General features: G+C 41.0%; 21 protein-coding genes and 1 other annotated feature. Of the genes, 19 read left to right on the top strand and 2 right to left on the bottom strand.

Features of this window, described 5'->3' with window-relative positions:
• Window positions 1–146 precede the first annotated feature (146 nt).
• From ribD to glpK, 19 genes are all read left to right on the top strand, one after another.
• Window positions 147–1247, top strand: a complete 1101-nt coding sequence (ribD, locus tag BW961_RS00930) for a bifunctional diaminohydroxyphosphoribosylaminopyrimidine deaminase/5-amino-6-(5-phosphoribosylamino)uracil reductase RibD (protein WP_068590105.1) — start codon at window positions 147–149, stop codon at window positions 1245–1247.
• Window positions 1248–1271: 24 nt separating this feature from the next.
• On the top strand, window positions 1272–1937 hold the full coding sequence (gene ribE, locus BW961_RS00925; RefSeq protein WP_068590567.1) for a riboflavin synthase: 666 nt from the start codon (window positions 1272–1274) through the stop codon (window positions 1935–1937).
• 90 nt (window positions 1938–2027) lie between these two features.
• Entirely contained in the window at window positions 2028–3269 is a 1242-nt protein-coding gene (locus BW961_RS00920; RefSeq protein ID WP_068590107.1) for a bifunctional 3,4-dihydroxy-2-butanone-4-phosphate synthase/GTP cyclohydrolase II, read from the top strand.
• Between the two features lie 27 nt (window positions 3270–3296).
• Entirely contained in the window at window positions 3297–3764 is a 468-nt protein-coding gene (gene ribH, locus BW961_RS00915) for a 6,7-dimethyl-8-ribityllumazine synthase (protein ID WP_068590569.1), read from the top strand.
• Between the two features lie 66 nt (window positions 3765–3830).
• On the top strand, window positions 3831–4625 hold the full coding sequence (locus BW961_RS00910) for a segregation and condensation protein A (RefSeq protein WP_244555849.1): 795 nt from the start codon (window positions 3831–3833) through the stop codon (window positions 4623–4625).
• Window positions 4594–5199: an SMC-Scp complex subunit ScpB gene (gene scpB, locus BW961_RS00905; protein ID WP_068590111.1), complete on the top strand. Its 606-nt coding sequence runs from the start codon at window positions 4594–4596 to the stop codon at window positions 5197–5199. Before BW961_RS00910 ends, scpB begins: the two co-directional genes overlap by 32 nt.
• A 145-nt stretch (window positions 5200–5344) precedes the next feature.
• The gene (locus BW961_RS00900; protein ID WP_068590113.1) at window positions 5345–6034 is read left to right on the top strand and encodes a DUF2953 domain-containing protein; all 690 of its coding nucleotides are present in this window, start codon (window positions 5345–5347) and stop codon (window positions 6032–6034) included.
• A gap of 159 nt (window positions 6035–6193) precedes the next feature.
• Window positions 6194–6652, top strand: a complete 459-nt coding sequence (gene ytfJ / locus BW961_RS00895; RefSeq protein WP_068590116.1) for a GerW family sporulation protein — start codon at window positions 6194–6196, stop codon at window positions 6650–6652.
• 164 nt (window positions 6653–6816) lie between these two features.
• Window positions 6817–8001 (top strand): D-alanyl-D-alanine carboxypeptidase family protein, encoded by a 1185-nt coding sequence (locus BW961_RS00890; protein WP_068590118.1) that lies wholly within the window; start codon window positions 6817–6819, stop codon window positions 7999–8001.
• Between the two features lie 49 nt (window positions 8002–8050).
• Window positions 8051–8686, top strand: coding sequence for a nucleoside recognition domain-containing protein (locus BW961_RS00885; protein ID WP_068590120.1), 636 nt, complete (start codon window positions 8051–8053; stop codon window positions 8684–8686).
• Window positions 8687–8692: 6 nt separating this feature from the next.
• Complete coding sequence (locus BW961_RS00880; RefSeq protein WP_068590122.1) at window positions 8693–9226, top strand: spore maturation protein; 534 nt, start codon at window positions 8693–8695, stop codon at window positions 9224–9226.
• Window positions 9227–9330: 104 nt separating this feature from the next.
• Window positions 9331–9672 (top strand): hypothetical protein, encoded by a 342-nt coding sequence (locus BW961_RS00875; RefSeq protein WP_068590124.1) that lies wholly within the window; start codon window positions 9331–9333, stop codon window positions 9670–9672.
• Window positions 9673–9692: 20 nt separating this feature from the next.
• On the top strand, window positions 9693–10433 hold the full coding sequence (locus BW961_RS00870) for a pseudouridine synthase (RefSeq protein WP_068590126.1): 741 nt from the start codon (window positions 9693–9695) through the stop codon (window positions 10431–10433).
• 124 nt (window positions 10434–10557) lie between these two features.
• Window positions 10558–11085 (top strand): redoxin domain-containing protein, encoded by a 528-nt coding sequence (locus tag BW961_RS00865; protein WP_068590128.1) that lies wholly within the window; start codon window positions 10558–10560, stop codon window positions 11083–11085.
• Window positions 11082–12773, top strand: coding sequence for a cytochrome c biogenesis protein ResB (gene resB / locus BW961_RS00860; protein WP_068590130.1), 1692 nt, complete (start codon window positions 11082–11084; stop codon window positions 12771–12773). The genes BW961_RS00865 and resB overlap by 4 nt, the downstream gene beginning before the upstream one ends.
• Entirely contained in the window at window positions 12770–14023 is a 1254-nt protein-coding gene (gene ccsA / locus BW961_RS00855; protein WP_068590133.1) for a cytochrome c biogenesis protein CcsA, read from the top strand. The genes resB and ccsA overlap by 4 nt, the downstream gene beginning before the upstream one ends.
• A gap of 178 nt (window positions 14024–14201) precedes the next feature.
• Window positions 14202–14918: a response regulator transcription factor gene (locus BW961_RS00850; protein WP_068590135.1), complete on the top strand. Its 717-nt coding sequence runs from the start codon at window positions 14202–14204 to the stop codon at window positions 14916–14918.
• 1 nt (window position 14919) lies between these two features.
• On the top strand, window positions 14920–16359 hold the full coding sequence (locus BW961_RS00845; protein ID WP_068590137.1) for a HAMP domain-containing sensor histidine kinase: 1440 nt from the start codon (window positions 14920–14922) through the stop codon (window positions 16357–16359).
• 153 nt (window positions 16360–16512) lie between these two features.
• The gene (gene glpK, locus BW961_RS00840) at window positions 16513–18021 is read left to right on the top strand and encodes a glycerol kinase GlpK (RefSeq protein ID WP_068590139.1); all 1509 of its coding nucleotides are present in this window, start codon (window positions 16513–16515) and stop codon (window positions 18019–18021) included.
• A gap of 76 nt (window positions 18022–18097) precedes the next feature.
• Here glpK and serA read toward each other — a convergent pair whose 3' ends face one another.
• The gene (serA, locus tag BW961_RS00835) at window positions 18098–19690 is read right to left on the bottom strand and encodes a phosphoglycerate dehydrogenase (protein ID WP_068590141.1); all 1593 of its coding nucleotides are present in this window, start codon (window positions 19688–19690) and stop codon (window positions 18098–18100) included.
• A gap of 197 nt (window positions 19691–19887) precedes the next feature.
• Window positions 19888–20116, bottom strand: a binding site (T-box leader).
• Between the two features lie 147 nt (window positions 20117–20263).
• Window positions 20264–21184, bottom strand: a complete 921-nt coding sequence (locus BW961_RS00830) for a hypothetical protein (protein ID WP_082867624.1) — start codon at window positions 21182–21184, stop codon at window positions 20264–20266.
• Between the last annotated feature and the right edge of the window lie 31 nt (window positions 21185–21215).

Here is a 21215-nt window from a genome sequence, read left to right as displayed (position 1 = left end):
TTTGTGTATTCTATTTGACTCTCAATATTCCAACCCCTTAACGGATGAGTATCTTTCATCAGGTAAGGGGTTTTTCTATGTGCCGTGTTTTTCTGATAAAGGTTCACGAAACATAAGGTTGAGGTGAAGGTTGAGGTGAAAAGATATTGGAAATTATGAACGATGAGTTTTATATGACGCTCGCACTAGATATGGCTGAACGAGCGCAGGGACAGACGCATATTAATCCTGTTGTAGGTTGTGTTGTCGTAAAAGATGGGGTCTTAGTCGGTCTGGGAACGCATTTAGAACGTGGTACCGCACATGCAGAAGTTCATGCTTTAAATATGGCTGGTGAGAAGTCCGTGGGAAGTACGGTCTATGTTACCTTAGAACCTTGCAGTCACTACGGAACGACACCACCGTGTAGTGAACGTCTGATAAAAGAAGGAGTCAGGCGGGTTGTAGTTGCATGCTTAGATCCTAATTCTCAAGTAGCTGGTAAGGGGATTGCCATGCTTCGAGAGAAAGGGATTGAGGTAGAAGTTGGATTGCTGCAAGAACGAGCATTGAAACTTAATGAGAAATTCATCAAGTATATTACGACAGGAATTCCATACGTCACATTAAAGACGGCCAGCACGTTGGATGGCAGAATAGCTTCCAAAACAGGAGACAGTAAATGGATATCTAATGAAATGGCACGTGAACAAGTTCATACATTACGACATCGGCATCAAGGGATCATGGTAGGTGTGGAGACGGTTGTGAAGGATAACCCACATTTGACTACACGTCTTTCTGTGGAAGGGTTGAGTCCAATTCGCATTATTGTAGACTCCAAACTCCGCATCCCATTAGATTCTAATGTCGTACGTGATGGAGTAGCTCAGTCTATCGTATTGACTACTGAGCAGATGGATGTTTCAAATGCAGAGAAGCTACATGAAGCGGGTGTGACTGTCATATCATGCGGTGCTGGTCCGCAAGTGAATCTATCACTAGCTCTTGAAAAGTTGGGTGCCATGCAAATAGGTTCCATTCTTCTTGAGGGCGGCGGAGCATTGAATGGAGCGATGCTAGAAGCTAAACTGATTGATCGAATTATGATTTATTTAGCACCCAAAATTGTGGGGGGGATAAACGCACCTAGTAGTTTTTCTTTTGAAGGTAGTGAATGGATGAAAGATGCCGTTAGATTAGAATCATTGGAAGTAGAACAATTGGGAGACAATCTATGTATTAGTGGTATTCCTGTGTGGTCCTAATTGACTTGAAGGACGGTGATCATGATGTTTACAGGGTTAGTTGAGGAAATGGGTACACTTCGAGGAATAACTCGAAATGGAGAAGCGATGGTACTGCACATTACTGTTTCAACAATAATGAGTGATTTGAAGATAGGAGATAGTGTCTCCGTTAATGGCGTATGCCTTACGGCGAGCTCATTAGATGCCAACTCCTTTGCCGCTGACGTCATGCCAGAAACTTTTCGTAAATCTAATCTGAAAGATCTTCAGATGGGTAGTAAAGTGAATCTGGAGCGGGCAATGATCGCTAATGGACGCTTTGGTGGACATATCGTGCAAGGACATGTGGATGGGATAGGTCGAATACAACATGTCACTAGGAATCAGAATGCAGTTGTGTACGAAATCACACCTGCAAGCCAGAATATATTCAAATATATTATCCCTAAGGGCTCGATAACACTGGATGGAATTAGCTTAACAGTGATTCAAGTCAAAGAAAATACATTCGAAGTATCAATCATACCGCATACACTAGCACAGACGGTCCTTAATCATAAACGTGCAGGCGACACTGTGAATATTGAATGCGATGTGCTTGGGAAATATGTAGAACATCTGCTTAATTATGGTTCATCAAGGCAGCAAGATGATGTGAAGCCATCGGGAATAGATATGGAATATCTAGCCCAGAACGGGTTTGCGTGACGCTTCAAAACTAAGCATTTGCTTCCGAAGTAAGTTTTGACGAAGTGATTCTCAGAAGTGATGATTCAAAACTTTTAGGAGGAAACGATCATGGATAACGAAATCATTTTTGATTCTATTGAAGAAGCCATATATGATCTGATGCGTGGCAAGGTGATTATCGTCGTCGATGATGAGGATCGAGAGAATGAAGGGGATTTCATAGCGCTTGCTGATAAAGCTAGCCCAGAAGTCATTAACTTCATGATAACGCAAGGTCGGGGATTGGTTTGTTTACCGATCACCCAAGAGAGAGCGGATGAGCTGGATCTGAGACCTATGGTTGCTCATAATACGGATAATCACGGTACGGCCTTTACCGTGTCGATTGATCATAAAGATACAACAACAGGTATTTCCGCATACGAACGTTCTTTGACCATCGAGGCAATTATGGATCCAAATGCAACCAGCAGTGATTTTCGTAGACCGGGTCATATGTTCCCGCTTATTGCCAAGAAGGGTGGTATTCTTCGTCGAGCAGGACATACCGAGGCAGCTGTAGATTTGGCTAAGATGTGTGGTTCTTATCCGGCAGCAGTCATTTGTGAGATCATCAAGGAAGATGGCACAATGGCACGCCTACCTGATTTATTCGAAATTTCACGTAAACAAGAATTGAAATTAATCAGTATTAAAGAATTAATTCATTATCGTAATGAAAAGGAAAGATTAGTTAATCGTGAAGTCTCGGTGCGTATGCCAACGGATTTCGGAGAGTTTCAAGTGATTGCCTATACGAACGAAGTGGATGATAAAGAGCATCTTGCCTTGGTTAAAGGAGAGATTGACCCGGATAAACCGTTACTTGTGCGTGTACACTCTGAATGTCTGACAGGGGATGTGTTTCATTCACATCGTTGTGATTGCGGCCCGCAATTTGCAGCAGCACTTCGTCAGATTGATGAAGCCGGTAGTGGTGTTCTACTTTATATGCGTCAAGAGGGTCGCGGAATTGGTCTAATTAATAAACTGAAAGCTTATAAATTACAAGAAGAGGGTCTGGACACCGTAGATGCGAATTTAAAATTGGGTTTTGCAGCTGATCTGCGGGATTACGGCATTGGTGCTCAGATTCTAAAGGATCTCGGTGTTCGTCACATTAGGCTGCTTACGAACAACCCACGCAAGATTAAGGGGTTAGAAGGATACGGATTAGAAGTCGTAGAGCGTGTACCTATTCAAATACAAGAGAATGAAGATAATAGTCGCTATTTGCATACGAAGCAGGCAAAGCTTGGCCATTTGATGGAATTTGATGATATCGAACAAAATGAAGATTCAAACAAATAATAAAATTTGAGAGGTAGATGATTGAATATGACACAATATTTCGAAGGTAATTTAGTATCCGAGGGCTTGAAGTATGGCATTGTTGTAGGGCGTTTCAATGAATTCATCACAAGTAAATTACTTAACGGAGCGCTTGATGCACTGAAGCGCCATGGTGTTCAGGAGGGTGAAATTGCTGTAGCTTGGGTGCCGGGAGCCTTTGAGATTCCTCTCATTGCCCAGAAAATGGCTGAAAGCGGTAAGTATGACGCTATCATTACATTAGGCACAGTTATCCGTGGTTCGACTTCCCATTACGACTATGTGTGTAATGAAGTAGCTAAAGGGGTTGCAGCCATTAATCTGAAGAGTGGCATACCAATTATCTTTGGAGTCGTCACGACGGAGAACATTGAACAGGCCATTGAACGTGCTGGAACGAAGGCAGGAAATAAAGGATATGATTCGGCAATTTCGGCAATTGAAATGGCAAACTTGACGAAACTGTTTAAATAGTGCTTATTTAATGTAGTATCCTTTTTATTGGGTACTACATTTTTATTATTTCTGGCGGGAGGATTTATCGTGTCTGTACAATATAAACTGGAAACATTTGAAGGTCCGCTGGATCTGCTACTACATTTAATAGATAAAGCGGAAATCAACATCCAGGATATCCCCGTCACTGAGATTACGGAACAGTATATGGTTTATTTGCAGAATATGCAGGAACTCGAACTGGAAGTTACAAGTGAATTTCTTGTAATGGCTGCTACTTTGTTATCCATTAAGAGCAAGTTGTTGCTTCCTAAGCCACCGATCATTGAGATGGATGATTTCGATTTCTATGAAGAGGATGATTATGATCCTCGGATGGATTTAGTGCAAAAGCTCATAGAATACCGTAAATACAAAGGGATCGCTCAACATCTCCATGAACGCGAATGGGAAAGAAGCCTTATTTTCTCGAAAGAACCAGAAGATTTGGCTTCTTGGATGCCGACCGCTTCAGAGAATCCTGTTCAAGGACTGCACACCGTAGACTTAGTCGCGGCTTTTCAGAAAGCATTACGTAAAGTAGTCAAGCGAAATTCTTATGCTCGAATTCATAGAGATGAAATATCTGTCAAAGATCGAATAAGAGATGTTGTGGAAGCTCTGAAACGTGGAGGAAAAGGCGGGAAAGTATTGTTCTCAAAGCTACTACATGAGGATATGGTTCGCCATGAGATCGTAGTGACATTTCTTGCTATTCTGGAGTTAATGAAAATGAAGCAAATTGTGTGTTATCAAGAAAGGCTGTTCGATGACATTGTCATGGAATGGAGAGGAGAAGAAGAATTACATGGAATACCCGATGTTGAAATCGATTATTGAAGGACTGCTATTTCTAGCAGGAGATGAAGGACTGAGTGTTAAGCAGATTGCCGAGATTGTAGAGCAACGTAATGAGTTAGTCAGTGATGCACTGGAAGAGATGAGAGAAGATTTCGTGAGTCAACAACGTGGACTTCAAATCATCCAGATCGCAGGAAATTACCAGTTGGCTACACACCAAGAGCATGCTACCTATTTCGAACGATTAGCTTATTCACCATCTCGCGCTACATTGTCACAAGCCGCTCTTGAGACGTTGTCTATTGTAGCTTATAGGCAACCTATCACTCGTGTCGAGATCGAGGAGATTCGTGGAGTCAAGTCAGAAAGAGCCATTCATACTTTAGTTAATAAAGATCTGATAGAAGAGAAAGGCCGTGCAGAAGCGATTGGCCGCCCTATCCTCTATGGTACAACGAAAGCATTCTTAGATTATTTTGGACTTGCTGCACTTAAGGATTTACCTGAACCTTCTCTTTTCGAGAACAAGGACAACCTCGAAGAAGAGACTCAAATGCTCTTTGATCGCCTCGATGGACGTCAACTGACATTCGATGATGTCAAAGATTCGTAAAAGCTATCATTCATACCACAGCCATCATTTCTTATAGAAATGGCGGTTTTTTGTTATGTTTATCTTCTTTGCCGAATTTTTTCCAAGTATAGTTGCCATACTAAGAACAGACGTTTAATTTCAAACAGGCAACGGGGGTTTATATGTGTGGATTTTAATAATAATTGTATTTGTTCTTGTACTACTCGTTATTACTGTCCTCCTCTCTAAGATTAATATGGATATTAGGCTGAGTAAGTATGGGAAGAACGATGAAGTGGTATTCAATATAACGATGTTATATGGATTGATCCGGTATCACTATGACTTACCGATGTTGAAATTTGAGAATATGAAGAAAGGGCTAACCGTCAAAGTCAATAAGCGAAAAAATGTCGGTATGGGTGCCTCCACAAGTAAGGAGGATAGCGAAACACAAGTGAATAGACGGAAAATTGATCTCTGGATGAGAGAGGTTCATGAAATTCTCGAAGCGACGGAATCATTTAAAATATGGATGAAACGTACGTTATCTCGACTGTCTATCGTGAAGCTTACTTGGTCTACGCAGTTTAGTATTGGAGATGCTGCGAGTACTGCAATCGCTACAGGAGTCGTTTGGAGTGTGAAGACATTCATCATTGGGTGGTTATCATATCAAGTTCGCATGAAGAATCACCCTCAATTGGTTGTTGTTCCTGTTTTTGAAGATAACCCTCAGTTCTCCACGGACATCTCTTGTACTGCTCATATCACTTTAGGGTACGCATTATATGCGGGATCAGTTCTCATCTTTCGTGTGTTGAAGATTAAAGGGGGAGTAAAAAGATGGAAGGCGCTTTTATTTAAACGTTAAAAGCAGATGGGAAGTAAAAATTATAGGGAAGATACATATATGAGGTGGGTTAGTTGCAATAGTATTATGGTGTTTCCGTACATACTCCATCTTCATAATGCGCATAATACAAAAAGCGAAGGAAAGTCCTTATTATTATCGCACTAAGGAGGAAATAACATGTCTGATCATCCTATTCAAGGGCTAATGCAGACGGCAATGGAGAACATTAAGGGAATGGTGGATGTGAACACGATCGTTGGTGATCCTGTTCAGACACCTGATGGTAGTGTGATTCTGCCTATTAGCAAAGTAACATTCGGATTTGCGGCTGGTGGTAGTGATTTTCGTGTTGAGGGCTCAGCGAAGAATGCTGGTTCAAATGACCAACAAGATAAAAAGACGCTCCCATTTGGAGGAGGTACGGGTGGTGGAGTATCCATTCGTCCTATCGCTTTTCTTGTAGTTGGTAAAGATGGCGTATACATCTTGCCACTTGATTGCCAGACACATATTTATGAAAAAATGATCGATACAGTACCGTATGTGATGGAAAAAATTCAAGAGATGTGTCAGAAAAATTTCAGCAAACCGAATAAATCAAATGGTTCTTCTACAACTGCACCTGCTGGGGAATAATCAGCTAAGCCTGTTTTTGAAGAAGATGAACCCCCTTCCACAAAAATGGAAGGGGGTTTTCGTTTCCATAAATGTTATGCGTGAATGGTGGACATACCTGTTTATAGCTAAGCATATACTTGTACTAGAACCCAAGAAGACTTTCGCTGGAGGACAAGAAAAACATGAACAATAACAATAAATTCAAGATCGTTCTAATGATATGTCTATGTTTATCCATTGTTGTTGCTGTACCTACTTCTGCAAGTCAAGTACAGAATGGTGTTTCAACGCATGCTCAAGCAGCATCATTAATGGATGTTACTTCAGGTCGTGTGCTGTTTACTAAGCATGGCGATGATGAGCTTCGAATCGCTAGCTTAACTAAAATCATGACTGCTATTGTGGCTATTGAATATGGACAGATGAATAAGCCAGTTAAGGTTAGCAAAAATGCATATGCGAAAGAAGGCTCCTCTATATACTTGAAATTGGGTGAGCAAATGGGTCTGGAGAATATGTTGTATGGACTCATGTTACGCTCCGGAAATGATGCAGCTACAGCGATTGCCGAACATGTTGGTGGTTCTGAAGAGGGATTCGTCTATTTGATGAATGCCAAAGCTGAAGAATTAGGTTTAAAGCATACTCATTTCATGAATCCACATGGATTAGATGCTGAAGGACATTATTCTTCCGCAAACGATTTAGCAACTATGACCGCATATGCTATGCATATCCCCATGTTCAAGGAAATTGTTAAGACTCCTGTAAAAAAAGTCCCAAACCCTAATGAAGCTTGGGATTACAAGTGGGATAACAAGAATAAAATGTTGCGATTTTATGATGGAGCAGATGGAGTGAAAACCGGTTATACGAAAAAAGCTTTTCGTTGCCTGGTTAGTTCTGCAACGAGAAATGGACAACAGCTTGTAAGTGTCACTATAAATGATGGTGATGACTGGAATGATCATGGGAAAATGCTTGACTACGGCTTCGCTTATTTTCCACTAGTACACTTGATAGAGCGAGGACAGAAAGTTGAAGGTCATGAACTTGTGACAAGTCAGTCATTCTCATATCCGGTAGCGATAGGAGAAGAATCTGCCATTACCAAACGCCTTGTGTTACTGAAACCAGTAGAAGCGGGTGTGGATCTTACTTTTGGACTTAAGGGTAGAATTGAGCTTATACATGATGGGATAACGATAGGTACAGTACCCGTCTATTCTCCTAGGAGTCTTCTTCCAGGTCCAGGTCAATCAAATCCAACCAAAGACATAAAGCAACAAGAACATGATGGCGGTAAACCTAGCAGTATGTGGTTTCCTGTATTTGGAAGGGTGTTAAAAGAAATGTTGGTTGTATAAATGAAAGAATGAATATATATCGATCGAAAAAAGTTGGGAGGTAACAGGGATGATCAATGTGATCTGGTTTGCTTTAATTGTCATTGGCTTTGTATTTGCGGCTATAACTGGAAATATTGAGTCCGTAACGACAGCAGCGTTTGATGGTGCGAAGACAGGTGTTACCGTTTGTTTCGGTCTCATCAGTGTGCTCGTATTCTGGATGGGGATGATGCGAATCGCGGAAGACTCTGGACTTCTGAAAAAAATTGCAAAGCTTTTAGGTCCCATCGTTCGTTTCTTGTTTCCTGATGTCCCACGAGATCATCCCGCGATCGGATATATTCTATCGAACATGAGTGCGAATCTGCTTGGATTAGGGAATGCAGCAACACCCATGGGCATTAAAGCGATGCAGGAACTTCAGACCCTTAATCCCGATAAAGAAGTAGCAAGCCCTGCCATGTGCACATTACTTGCTCTTAATACTGCAAGTGTTACCCTTATTCCAACAACACTTATCGCGATTCGAATTAATTACAATTCAGCTAGCCCAACTGAGATTGTCGGAACTACCTTGGTAGCTACAGCCATTGCGACAATGGCTGCTATCTTGGCAGATCGTTGGTGTAGAAGATGGAATCTTCATAGAGATCGTACACCACCTGCGACAAGCATCTCTTCCAAGCCGAGTCTGAAAGGATGATTATTTGTGTATGCACTCATTAATCTGGTCTCTATTTGGGCAATACCGATCATTATCGTCTTTATCCCCTTATTCGCTTTTACCAAAAAAGTACCCGTCTATGAATCCTTCATTGATGGTGCCAAAGACGGATTCTCGACAGCGATTCAAATCATTCCTCATCTTGTTGGGATGATGGTAGCGATAAGTATATTCCGTGCATCGGGCGCACTTGATTTCTTCGTGGGTTGGACAGGTTCCTTTCTCACTTCTTTAGGTGTTCCTAGCGAAATTCTTCCCTTAGGTCTTCTTCGTCCATTAACCGGGACGGGGTCTCTTGCCTTCGCAACAGATTTAATTCGAGAATATGGACCCGATTCTATGATCGGGAGAATGGCATCTACAATACAGGGAAGTACAGACACGACGTTATATGTCCTTACTGTATATATGGGCGCTGTAGGTATTCGTAATGGACGGTATGCACTTAAGGTTGGATTATTCTCTGATGCGGTCGGTTTTGTTGCGGCGATAGCGGTATGTCTGATTTTCTTTGGATAACTTGAATAATAAAAATACATAGCTACCCATGTTTTTGCCTATACCATTAGGATGTATCCTTCATATTCTATACAAGCCAAATGGCCCTAGAATGAGGTGAATATATGCCATATGAAGGTTTTATGATTCATCACTCTGCCTGTTCCTCGATATACAAGAAAGAATACGATTTCTGGATAAGTTCCGACTCTTCAATCATCGTTTCCTCAGTTCTATCCGATCATGAATATATTCATATCTGTCTTGAAGGTCATTTCAATCAACAATATGAACTGATGTCAGCAAGAGCGAAACAACAACTTTTTACGGCCAGTAAACTGATTATGGAGCTCTCCAGGCTTTATGAAATCTCCCCTCTATATCTCCATCCCTATTCCCAAGTTTGTCCAGGTTCACATTTTCCGTGGAATGAACTTGTGATTTATCCTGCTGATGGGTATCATTAGCATGAGGTGAATTATCCAAAATGGAAAGATTACAGAAAATATTGGCACAAGCTGGGATAGCTTCTCGACGTAAATGCGAGGATTTAATCGTAGCAGGTAAAGTGGAAGTTAACGGGGAGGTCGTAACTACACTAGGAACAAAAGCGGACCCCGACCAAGATATCATTACGGTAAGTGGTAGACCTATTCGTAATGAGAAGAAGGTTTATCTCGTTATGAACAAACCTAAAGGGGTTATTACGAGTGCATCTGACCCTGAAGGCCGTAAGATTGTTTCTGATTATTTAAGAGACATTAAAGAAAGAGTATATCCCGTGGGAAGACTTGACTATGACACAGAGGGTTTACTTCTTCTAACCAATGATGGAGAGTTCGCTAATCTTCTTACGCATCCCAAACACCATGTGCCAAAAACATATATGGCAACAGTGAAAGGGGTGCCTCACGGTACCGAACTGGACAAGTTGAAGCAAGGAATCATGCTCGATGATGGAATGACAGCTCCAGCTGATGTTGAGTACAAGGATATCGATACTGCAAAGAATGAAGCAACAATCTCCATTACGATTCATGAAGGGCGTAACCGCCAAGTACGAAGAATGTTTGAAGCTATTTCGCATCCCGTAATTAAATTAAAGAGAATCTCTTTTGGTGAACTTTTGCTACAGAACCTTAAGCGAGGATTATTCCGCCATTTAACGAAAAATGAAGTTGAAGATCTAATTAAATTGGCTAAATCCCCTAAATTACCGAAAAAATAATGTCTAGTCACATAAATTTCAAAATCTTCTGCTATATTTATGACAAAAGTCGTTATAATTGTTCATAGGATGTTCACACTGCGTGAATTTATTATGACTATTGTCATAGAGGGAGGCTTTGAAATTGGGAAAATCCAGAAAAAAAGTCCAGATCGTTATTTTGCTTATGATTGTCATTCTAGGAGGGTATGCCATTATCTCTAACGTTTATGGATCGGGTGGCAAACCTGAGGTTGGAGATAAGGCACCCTCCTTTAATCTTTTAGGATTGGACGGGAGCGTTCATAACCTTGATGAATACAAAGGCAAGGCAATGGTTATCAATTTCTGGGGGACATGGTGTAAACCTTGTGTCAAAGAGATGCCTGCACTTCAAGCACAATCGGAGAAGTGGAAGTACAAGGATGTGGTTGTTATAGGTATTAATGCAGGTGAAGATATCATGTCAGTTGATAATTTCGCGAAACAGGCGAATATTAGCTTTCAAATCCTGTTAGATCCGAATAAAGAAGCCATTCAAAGTTATGGAATTTCACCGTTACCGACAACGTTTTTTGTGGCAGCAAATGGGAAAATAAAGAAAATTCATTTGGGCGAACTTGATTTAAATGCCTTAGATTATGAAATTGAACAGTTGGTGAGTAATAAATGATCCCAGAAATATTATCTTTTCAGAATACAAAGTGTGAATGTGGCCATCAGAACCCTGTGGGAACGGTGCTATGTGAAGCTTGTGGTAAGCCCATAAGTAAGGAAGATCAAGAGTCTGACAAATTATTAGAGATGAGATATGACGGTATGGCCCGTCGCTCACAACGTAGTGCTCCTAACATTATTGATCGAGTTTGGAACTTTTTTAGCTCAGTAAAAATTGCTGTATATATGATCATATTCACGTTGGTTGGCTCTATGTTAGGGACGATCTTTCCACAAGAGAGTACGTTCTTGAACATTGATGCTGCAACATATTATCCTGAAACATATGGGACAGCGGGTAGCATTTATTATAAGTTAGGGTTGTCAAACACGTATGAGTCATGGTGGTTTGTGTCACTTCTTGTGATGATTGGAGCATCGCTTGTGATTTGTAGTCTGGATCGTGTATTGCCCCTTTATAAGGCACTCTCGAAACGAAAGATTCGCAAACATATGCAATTCCTGACGCGTCAGAAAGTTGTATATCAGACACGAGTAAATGACGATGAGGAAATTTGGATTAACAACATAGTACCAGCACTCAAAAAAAAGGGCTACCGAGTACATACAGATGGAAGTGCACTACTTGCCGAGAAGTACCGATTCAGTCGTTGGGGGCCTTATATCCTTCATATTGGATTGATCATTTTCTTATTGGCCGTACTTGCACGGGGACTTCCTGGTTTAAATATGGACCAGCATTTGGCTTTTCCTGAAGGGGAAATCAAGCCTATTCCCAATACATCTTACTTTTTGAAGAATGAGAAATTTACAGTAGAGTACTATACGGAAGATGACCTTCCTGAGGAGTTTAAGGGGAAAGGGAAGATGCTTCCAAAGCTATTCCGAACCCAAGCTACGCTCTATGAATGTACGGCAGATTGCAAGGATCCTTCTAAGGAACCGCAGTTAGTTGAAGTGGATAGTCATCCTATTGAGGTTAATGATCCTTTAGATTATAAAGGGCTTAAGGCATATCAGTTTGATTTTGACACAAACCCGATTTTGAGATCGGTTACACCAGCTTTAATTGAGAAAAAGACAGGCAAGAATTTGGGTCAATTCAAGTTGGATATTCGTAATCCTGAACGTTCTTATCAAGTGGGAGAATATACGCTTAATCTAGTAGAGAAGTATATGGATTTTGGTATGAACGATCTTGGGGAGCCTGTATCCATATCACCTAATCCAAATGCGCCATCATTTCTGTTTTTGATTAAGGGTCCAAATCTACCCGTGCAGGGTGTACAATACTTTTATTTCCCTAAACAAATTGATAAACAGCGATTTCAACAAGACATCATTAATGAAAAGTTAGCGGGCACTAATAATTTATTCGAACTGGATGTCCAAGGAATGAGTAATGTGGACTTCTCGATGTCTACATCCTATTTAAACATTCGGGTGGACAAAGTTATGCCGTTTGTATGGTTGGGTTCAGCTATCGGTATGCTTGGTCTTGTCTTTGGTTTCTACTGGCAACATCGTCGGATATGGATCCGCATCGATCAGGGGGATTTGACGCTAGCAGCTCATACCAACAAGAATTGGTTCGGCATACGTAAAGAAATAACAGTAATATTACAAAAAGTGAATATGGAAGTGGACGAAAAGTCGCTAGATAACGGAGGAAATCAAGTATGAATTTATTAGATTTCAGTAGCTTGTTTTTTACTATCGCATTCTTGGTCTACGGTGTGGCATTCATTCTGTATGGAGTAGCCGTGATGGGAAGTGTGTGGAGAAATCGTGATCCCAAGCTACATATGAAGAAGTGGGGGAAAATCTCTTTCTCGGTATCCTCATTAGGTCTTGCCTCTCATTTGATCTATTTCTTCACACGGTGGGCTGGCGCGGGGCATATTCCAGTTAGTAATATGTTTGAATTTATGAGTACATTGTCTATGATGATTATGATTGCATTCACAGTTATATTTATCATCTACAGAAAGACTCTTTTGGGACTATTTTCCGTTCCGATAGCTATTATTATAATGGCTTATGCCGCTGTTTTCCCACAAGAAGCTCAACCACTGATTCCTTCTCTACAGTCGTGGTGGTTGCAAGTTCATGTCACGATGGCTGCATTAGGTGAATCATTCTTTGCGATTGGTTTTGCTGCTGGATTTATGTATTTGCTTCGTACAGTAGATTTCAATAGCAAGAACAAAAGTGATCGACGACAACAACGTGGTGTGGAGTTCACGCTTCTGTCTATCGTCATTGTTATTGGATTCATTGCTTCTGTCTACGCTTTCCGTGTAGGTGGATATGAAACTGTGTTCACCCAAGAACAGGCTGTAAATGCTCAAGGGGACAAGACTATTGCAAAGGTCGAGTATAATTTACCACCAATCGTCGCGCCTTACCAAAGTGAGGTAGAGAGCTTCCAATCCTTCTTAGGTATAGATAAACCTTTATTCGAGGCTCCATCTTGGATGGTTGGTATTAATGCAGGTAGGAAATTAAATACGATTATTTGGTCGGTATTAGCAGGACTCATTCTTTATGCACTTATTCGTCTTATCCTTCGTAAACCGCTTGGTAAAGCCATACATCCTTTGTTAAAAGGGCTGGATGCAGACGACCTTGACGAAATTACGTATCGAACGATCGCGATAGGTTTCCCCATATTCACCTTAGGAGCACTTATATTTGCAATGATGTGGGCTCAAATTGCATGGGGACGTTTCTGGGGCTGGGATCCGAAAGAAGTATGGGCACTTATCACTTGGTTATTCTATAGTGTATATTTACATTTGAGATTATCACGTGGATGGCAAGGAAAGAAATCCGCTTGGCTTGCTGTTCTTGGCTTTATGATTGTGATGTTTACACTCGTAGGCGTGAATTTAGTAATAGCTGGTCTACACTCTTATGCAGGTACGAATTAAGTTGGAGTTACAAATTATGTCTAATTCGACAATCCGTTTCACATTTGATGTTGAATGTTGAAACGGATTTTCGTTATAATTGGATTTTAGAAGAACTATTTAATGTATTACATAGTCTATCTATCCGAGAATCGGGCTTTCACGGGTCCTACGAAGGATAATTAAGGGGTTGTAGATGATGTCAGAGGAATTGAATCGGATATTGATAGTGGATGATGAAGAACGAATTAGACGTTTACTTAAAATGTATTTGGAAAAAGAAGGTTATGTGATTGATGAAGCTGAAGATGGAGAGATTGCTCTTCAGAAAGCGACAACTAATGATTATGGCTTAGTTATCTTGGATCTTATGCTTCCGGGCATGGATGGCGTAGAAGTCTGCACGCGTCTAAGACAAGTGAAATCGACTCCGATCCTAATGCTTACGGCAAAGGGAGAAGAAATTAATCGAGTGCAAGGTTTTGAAGTGGGAGCAGATGATTATGTGGTGAAACCATTTAGTCCACGAGAAGTCATTTATCGCGTTAAAGCGATTTTACGTCGTTCTTCCACGACTTCCTATTTATCCAAGGAAGGGAACTCCAGTAATGATATTGTGTTTCCTCATTTGGTTATTGAGCATGATGCACACCGTGTTACGGCCAGTGGTGAAGAAGTTAGTCTTACGCCTAAGGAATATGAGTTGTTGCATTATTTGGCCATTTCTCCAGACAAAGTGTTCTCAAGAGAAGAGCTTTTGAAGGATGTATGGAATTACGAATTTTTTGGAGATTTACGTACCGTAGATACGCATGTTAAACGTTTAAGAGAGAAATTAAACAAAGTATCTCCAGAGTCAGCGACGATGATTACGACGGTATGGGGTGTAGGTTATAAGTTAGAGGTCTCGAAATAACGTGAATTTCTGGAAAACACTTGTCGGTAAAATATGGCTGACGATCATTTGTCTAGTTGCCGTTGTTCTGATTACACTGGGGTTGTTCTTGTTACCCTATATTGATACGAATTTTGCTAACTCTGGGGATATCAAACGTTTATTTACGTACACATCCATTATCGGGTTCTCGATGACAACTTTTTTTGGACTGTTTCTCCTCTCAAGAATTACGCAACCGATGCAGAAGTTAATTCATGCTACGGATGCTATTCGTAAAGGAGAGTATGGAACGCGGTTATCCGTCGTTACTAGTGATGAGATCGGCGCATTAGCGACTACCTTTAATCACATGGCGGCAGAGCTTGAAGATAACATTCGTAATCTGAATCAAGAGAAGGAACATCTAGCTAGTGTTCTACGAAGTATGAGTGATGCTGTAATTACTTTTGATAATTCCGGTAAAGTTATCCTAACGAATCCACCGGGTCATCGCGTGCTTGAAATGTGGCGAACGATTGATTGGGATTACGAATATACGAATGATGATCAAGGAGATCAGTCGTTAGAAGTACCTGAACCTTTACATGAGTTATTTAATATGACAATCAACGGTAGTGGAGATTCTAGCACCTCAGTGCATGTGAAGCAAGATGTATGGTCCGTTATTATGACACCTCTGTATTCGGATAATGATATCCGTGGAGCTGTAGCTGTGATGCGTGATGTGACCGAGGAAGTTCGTTTGGAGAAAATGCGTACTGATTTCGTAGCGAATGTGTCTCATGAAATTAGAACACCACTTTCGATGATGCAAGGTTATAGCGAAGCGTTATTAGATGGTATGGCTACGTCTCCTGAGGAAAGCCGAGAATTGATTCAAGTGATCCATGATGAGTCGCTTCGTATGGGCAGACTTGTGAAAGACTTACTCGTTCTAGCTCGTATGGAAGCGGGTCATCCTGATATGGATATGGGCTTAGTAGATATTCATGAGTTGCTTGAAAGAGTCTATCGAAAGTTCTCAGTTCGTTCTAAGGATTACGGTCTACATCTTCATTATGAGCAGCGTTCTGATCATTTGGTCATTCAAACCGGCGATGAGGATAAGTTAGAGCAAGTCATGACTAATTTACTTGATAACGCCTTCCGGTACACACAAACGGAAAAAAATGTCTATATTATTGCGGAACATATTCAGCTTGAGCAACAAGCTTCCTTCGTGCTAATACAGGTTAAGGATGAAGGTGTTGGCATTCCGAAAGAAGACGTACCCTTTATTTTCGAACGATTCTACAAGGCAGATAAAGCTCGCGTTCGTGGGGAATCGGCAGGTACTGGACTGGGACTTGCTATCGTTACGAGTATTGTGGAAGCACATCATGGAAGTGTAAAAGTCGCAAGTGAGTTGGGTCAAGGTACTATTTTCACGGTAAAACTCCCTGTCGAATACCGTAAATAATGAAATAAGGTTAAAAAACACCTCTTTTGGAGGTGTTTTTTGTAGAAGAAGAAAGATAAATCTTGTTCACCGTGGAACAAAATAGAGATAGAAATCATTCATTCGGATACTCCTTAGGATGTTCCAGAAGAAATTAAGGAGGCTTAGAAATTGATGAGCAACCAATATATATTAGCACTTGATCAAGGAACTACGAGTTCAAGGGCGATTGTATTTGATCAGCAGGCTAGACCTGTAGCGCAGGCTCAAAGGACGATTAGACAAAGTTATCCACAACCTGGTTGGGTGGAACATGATGGTGTAGAAATATGGGAATCACAACTTGCCGCAGTCCAGGAAGCGTTGCATAGTGGCCAAATTAATCCTGAACAAATAGGTTCTATAGGTATTACTAATCAAAGAGAGACCGTTCTCGTCTGGGACCGTACAAGCGGTGAGCCTATCCACCCAGCAATCGTATGGCAGGACAGGCGTACGGCATCACTTTGTGAGGCGTTGAAAGATCGGGGACTTGCGAAGGTAGTTACGGACAAAACAGGCCTATTGATAGATGCTTATTTCTCAGCAACCAAAATAGCATGGATTCTAGACCACATTGAGGGTGCGAGGGAGAAGGCGAATAGGGGCGAGTTGCTCGCAGGTACAATGGATACATGGTTGATATGGAAGCTTACAAGCGGGCAAGTGCATGCAACGGATGTAACCAATGCATCCAGAACGATGTTATTCAATCTAGATACCCGAGATTGGGATGAAGAGCTATTAAGTGAATTACAAATTCCGCGGTGTATTCTTCCTACGATATGTATGTCGGGTCATTTCTATGGGATGACTGACCCTAAATGGTTAAATGGTGTTGCCGTTCCTATACATTCTGTACTTGGTGATCAGCAAGCTGCCCTTTTTGGTCATACCTGTCTAGAGGCTGGAAGTGCTAAGAATACCTATGGTACAGGTTGTTTCATTCTGATGAATACAGGGAGTGAACGGGTTACCTCCACCCATGGATTACTCACTACGGTAGCATGGGGTATGGGAGATGAAATGTATTACGCTTTGGAAGGTAGTGTCTTTGTAGCTGGAGCTGCCATACAATGGCTCGAAGAAGGTTTAGGATGGATTGATGAACCTGCTCAGTCAGAAAGGATGGCAAGTCAAGTACCTACAAGTGATGGTGTTGTCGTTGTTCCAGCTTTCACGGGGTTAGGAGCACCTTATTGGGATATGTATGCTCGTGGAGCTATATTCGGGCTTACGCGTGGCACGACATCAAATCATATTGTACGGGCAACGCTAGAGTCACTAGCTTATCAATCAAGGGACGTTATTAATGCGATGGAGAAAGATGCTGGGATGCCTCTCCAAGAGCTTCGTGTGGACGGTGGGGCTGTCTCAAATGATCTCCTCATGCAATTCCAAGCGGATATTCTTGGGGCTGTGGTCACACGGACAGAGACTGGAGAGACAACAGCTCTTGGAGCTGCGTTGTTGGCAGGTTTAGTCAGTGAAGTATGGAGTAAAGAACAACTCAAGCAATTTAATCCTGCAGAAAGAATGTTTCAGCCCTTGATGGATGAAGAAAAAAAAGAGGAATTATATCGCGTGTGGCAGGATGCGGTGAGGCGGACAATGGGTTGGGAACAACATCATTTCGAATCATGAGGTAGAAATCTTGATATGCATTAAAAACCGTCGATCAAAGGATCGACGGTTTTTTGTGATTTCGCTAAAGTTGATACTAATTAAGAATAATTTCTTGAGCTGTATTAATCTCTTGAAGTGCAACAAGTTGAACTAATACATCTTTAGGTACAGCTTTATCAACTGTTAATATCATAAGGGCAGAACCACCAACAAGTGTACGTCCAACCTGCATAGAAGCGATGTTGACATCATTCTTACCAAGAAGAGTACCTACTAGTCCGATGATACCTGGTTTATCATTATGTGAGATCAAGATTTGGTGTCCCTCAGGAGCAATATCAACTGGGAATTTATCGAGTAATACGATGCGTTCTCCATAACCCTGAAGTAGTGTACCTGCTACTAGGCGATCTTGATCGCTTTGTGTTTTGAGGGTAACCGATATAAGGTTAGTGAAACCTTTTGTTTTTGGTGCTTTAGATACAACAATGTTTATATCGCGTGATTTCGCTAGGTGTGAGCAGTTAACAATATTCACTTCGTTACCTAAATGATAGGAAAGCACACCTTTCAGGATATAACGCGTAAGAGGTAATGTATCCACATCAGACAGATCACCTGCATAGTCGATATGAATTTCGCTTACTGCTTTTGTCGTGATTTGTGCTGCGAAGCTTCCTAGTTTCTCACCAAGGGAGAAATAAGGCTGAAGTTTCTTCATTACCGTTGGTGCAACTGGTGGAATATTTACAGCATTCTTGAAAGGCTCATTACGTAGAATGTGCAACACTTCCTCAGATACATCAATGGCAACATTTTCTTGAGCTTCGATCGTCGAAGCACCCAAGTGAGGTGTAACTATAATTAGAGGATGACTTAAGAAAGGATGATCACTTTCTGGTGGTTCATGCTCAAATACGTCAAAGGCAGCTCCTGCAACAATACCTTGGTTAATGGCTTCTACTAATGCCAATTCATCAATAACACCACCGCGAGCACAGTTGATAATACGCATTCCTTTTTTCATTACTTCGAATTGAGGGCGTGAAATCATATGACGAGTTTCAGGAGTTAAAGGTGTGTGTACAGTCATGAAATCTGCGTTGTGAATAATATCATCCACTGAAGCTAATGTCACTTCCATTTTCTCTGCACGTTCTTGCGTCAAGTATGGATCGTAAGCAAGAATATTCATTCCAAAAGCTTTCGCACGTTTAGCAACTTCACTACCGATACGACCCATACCAAGTACGCCCAATGTTTTGTTGTTAAGTTCTACGCCAAGGAAAGTCTTGCGATCCCACGTACCGCCAATTGTCTTAGCATAGGCCTGTGGAATATGACGAGCCAATGCCATCAGCATTGCGAAAGTGTGCTCACATGTTGTGATGGTGTTTCCGTCAGGTGCATTTATGACTACGACTCCGCGTTTCGTCGCAGCTTCCAAATCAATATTATCAACACCAACGCCGGCACGTCCTACGGCTTTCAAATTCGTACCTGCAGTCAAAATACGTTCTGTTACACGAGTCTGGCTACGAACGAGTAATGCATCGTACTCACCGATGATCGCTACTAATTCATCTTCACTAAGCCCCGTTTGTTTCACAACCACTACATCTTCTGCGTCCATTAATTTCTGAATTCCTAAATCACTAATTGGATCCGATACCAACACTTTAAACATGGTTTCTTTCCTCCTTAATAATCTATAACTTTATATTTAGGCACGAATCTATAGTTAGATACATGACCGAAAAACCGATATTCTCTCAATTAACGCGTTGTCGTAACAAAGGCGATGTATGTAACAAAGTGGCCACTTTTAAGGTATGATGGTGAAAGAGTAACAAAAAAACTCTCAATCCTCATACTACTTGCGTAGTAAGGGACGAAAGTTGTTCGTGGTACCACCCTAATTCACTGCATCATATCAGCAGCCTCAAATGATCATCGTGATGATCATATCTTATAACGGAGATTATCCGATTGCACCTACTTAACTTCAATGCAATTTCTCAGGAATGCTAAGACAAATTCTCGCCATCGGTTTGCACCAACCACCGACTCTCTGAAGACTATTGATCTGTCCTTTTTCCATCATCGACTTATTCGTACTTAATTTTTTCATAATGTATCATGGTCGCGTAAGAGATGTCAATAGCATTATGAACTAAATTAAGTTCAGAAAGTGAGGTCAACTTGAATTTCTTCTTATAATTCGCTATGATTCTTTATACTGTTGAGGACCTGAGAGCCCTCAAGATATATCATAAAAAAAGGGTATTTGAGGAAGAAGTTCGTTCGTGTAATATTTGTTCTTCCACTTTTTGAAATCATTCTCTTTTACGGCATCGGTATTGTTTAATAGATTAATAACAGCTTCTACCGAATGCAGATTCATAGATTGTATCTTACCTGAGTTGATCATGTTGTCAATTCTTGCAGTCATATCTTGCGGATCGTACGCGCCATAGATTGATTTTTTTGTCAAAATTGTGGACACAGCGGCATTTTTAACAATTAAAGAATATTTTTTCCAAGATGTGAAAGAAAGATCTTTTGAGAAATCATATTGTAGGGTTAGAGATGGGTCCACTTTAGCATTCCATTTTAGCATCGAATTGTAATATTTTTTCTGAGCTGAAAGGCCATAAATTATTCCTTTCGTGTACAAATCATTGTGTTGGAATTCTTTCATTAATTTCTCTCCGCTATTAGAAATCGAGGACGAAGAGATGTTATCCGCGGATTCACGAAACAGACTAATGCTCTTAAGGAGTTCTGTCTGAGATTCCTGTAACATTGGAGAGGCGGAATACAGGGTGGTCTTCGTGATTGCGTTATATTTCTCATCCGCTAGATTTCGAAGTTGTTTGAGTATCTTTTTAACTTGAGAGGAATCTTCGGTTTGACTGATTGTTTCTGTTTTAGCAACCCATTCTGATTTGAATTCTCGATAAGGTAAAAATACGGTATGATAGAAAGTAACTAAATCTTGTTGTTGGTATGAATCGTTGAATTCAGGTTCAGCAGGTGTGATTTTTAAGTAGCTATACTTGGTTTCCACTTTGTCGGCACCTACCTTAACACCCATGAAGAAAGCTGCTGCGCTTAAGATGAGGACGGATATTAGGGTTAGGCTGAAATACAATTCAATTCGAGAAGTGCCTTTTTTCATAATAATATCTCCTTCAAATTTCAAATAATAC

Source organism: Paenibacillus macquariensis, assembly GCF_900156375.1.
GTDB lineage: Bacteria > Bacillota > Bacilli > Paenibacillales > Paenibacillaceae > Paenibacillus_AQ > Paenibacillus_AQ macquariensis.
Note: the sequence above shows the minus strand (reverse complement) of the source record. Positions and strands in the feature narration are given on the sequence as shown.

What these genes read in the sequence shown, in the direction of transcription:
- ribE (WP_068590567.1), top strand. Translation starts at nt 1,272, where the DNA reads ATGTTTACAGGGTTAGTTGAGGAAATGGGTACACTTCGAGGAATAACT.
- BW961_RS00920 (WP_068590107.1), top strand. Translation starts at nt 2,028, where the DNA reads ATGGATAACGAAATCATTTTTGATTCTATTGAAGAAGCCATATATGAT.
- ribH (WP_068590569.1), top strand. Translation starts at nt 3,297, where the DNA reads ATGACACAATATTTCGAAGGTAATTTAGTATCCGAGGGCTTGAAGTAT.
- scpB (WP_068590111.1), top strand. Translation starts at nt 4,594, where the DNA reads ATGGAATACCCGATGTTGAAATCGATTATTGAAGGACTGCTATTTCTA.
- ytfJ (WP_068590116.1), top strand. Translation starts at nt 6,194, where the DNA reads ATGTCTGATCATCCTATTCAAGGGCTAATGCAGACGGCAATGGAGAAC.
- BW961_RS00890 (WP_068590118.1), top strand. Translation starts at nt 6,817, where the DNA reads ATGAACAATAACAATAAATTCAAGATCGTTCTAATGATATGTCTATGT.
- BW961_RS00885 (WP_068590120.1), top strand. Translation starts at nt 8,051, where the DNA reads ATGATCAATGTGATCTGGTTTGCTTTAATTGTCATTGGCTTTGTATTT.
- BW961_RS00875 (WP_068590124.1), top strand. Translation starts at nt 9,331, where the DNA reads ATGCCATATGAAGGTTTTATGATTCATCACTCTGCCTGTTCCTCGATA.
- BW961_RS00870 (WP_068590126.1), top strand. Translation starts at nt 9,693, where the DNA reads ATGGAAAGATTACAGAAAATATTGGCACAAGCTGGGATAGCTTCTCGA.
- resB (WP_068590130.1), top strand. Translation starts at nt 11,082, where the DNA reads ATGATCCCAGAAATATTATCTTTTCAGAATACAAAGTGTGAATGTGGC.
- ccsA (WP_068590133.1), top strand. Translation starts at nt 12,770, where the DNA reads ATGAATTTATTAGATTTCAGTAGCTTGTTTTTTACTATCGCATTCTTG.
- BW961_RS00850 (WP_068590135.1), top strand. Translation starts at nt 14,202, where the DNA reads ATGTCAGAGGAATTGAATCGGATATTGATAGTGGATGATGAAGAACGA.
- glpK (WP_068590139.1), top strand. Translation starts at nt 16,513, where the DNA reads ATGAGCAACCAATATATATTAGCACTTGATCAAGGAACTACGAGTTCA.
- serA (WP_068590141.1), bottom strand. Translation starts at nt 19,690, where the DNA reads ATGTTTAAAGTGTTGGTATCGGATCCAATTAGTGATTTAGGAATTCAG.
- BW961_RS00830 (WP_082867624.1), bottom strand. Translation starts at nt 21,184, where the DNA reads ATGAAAAAAGGCACTTCTCGAATTGAATTGTATTTCAGCCTAACCCTA.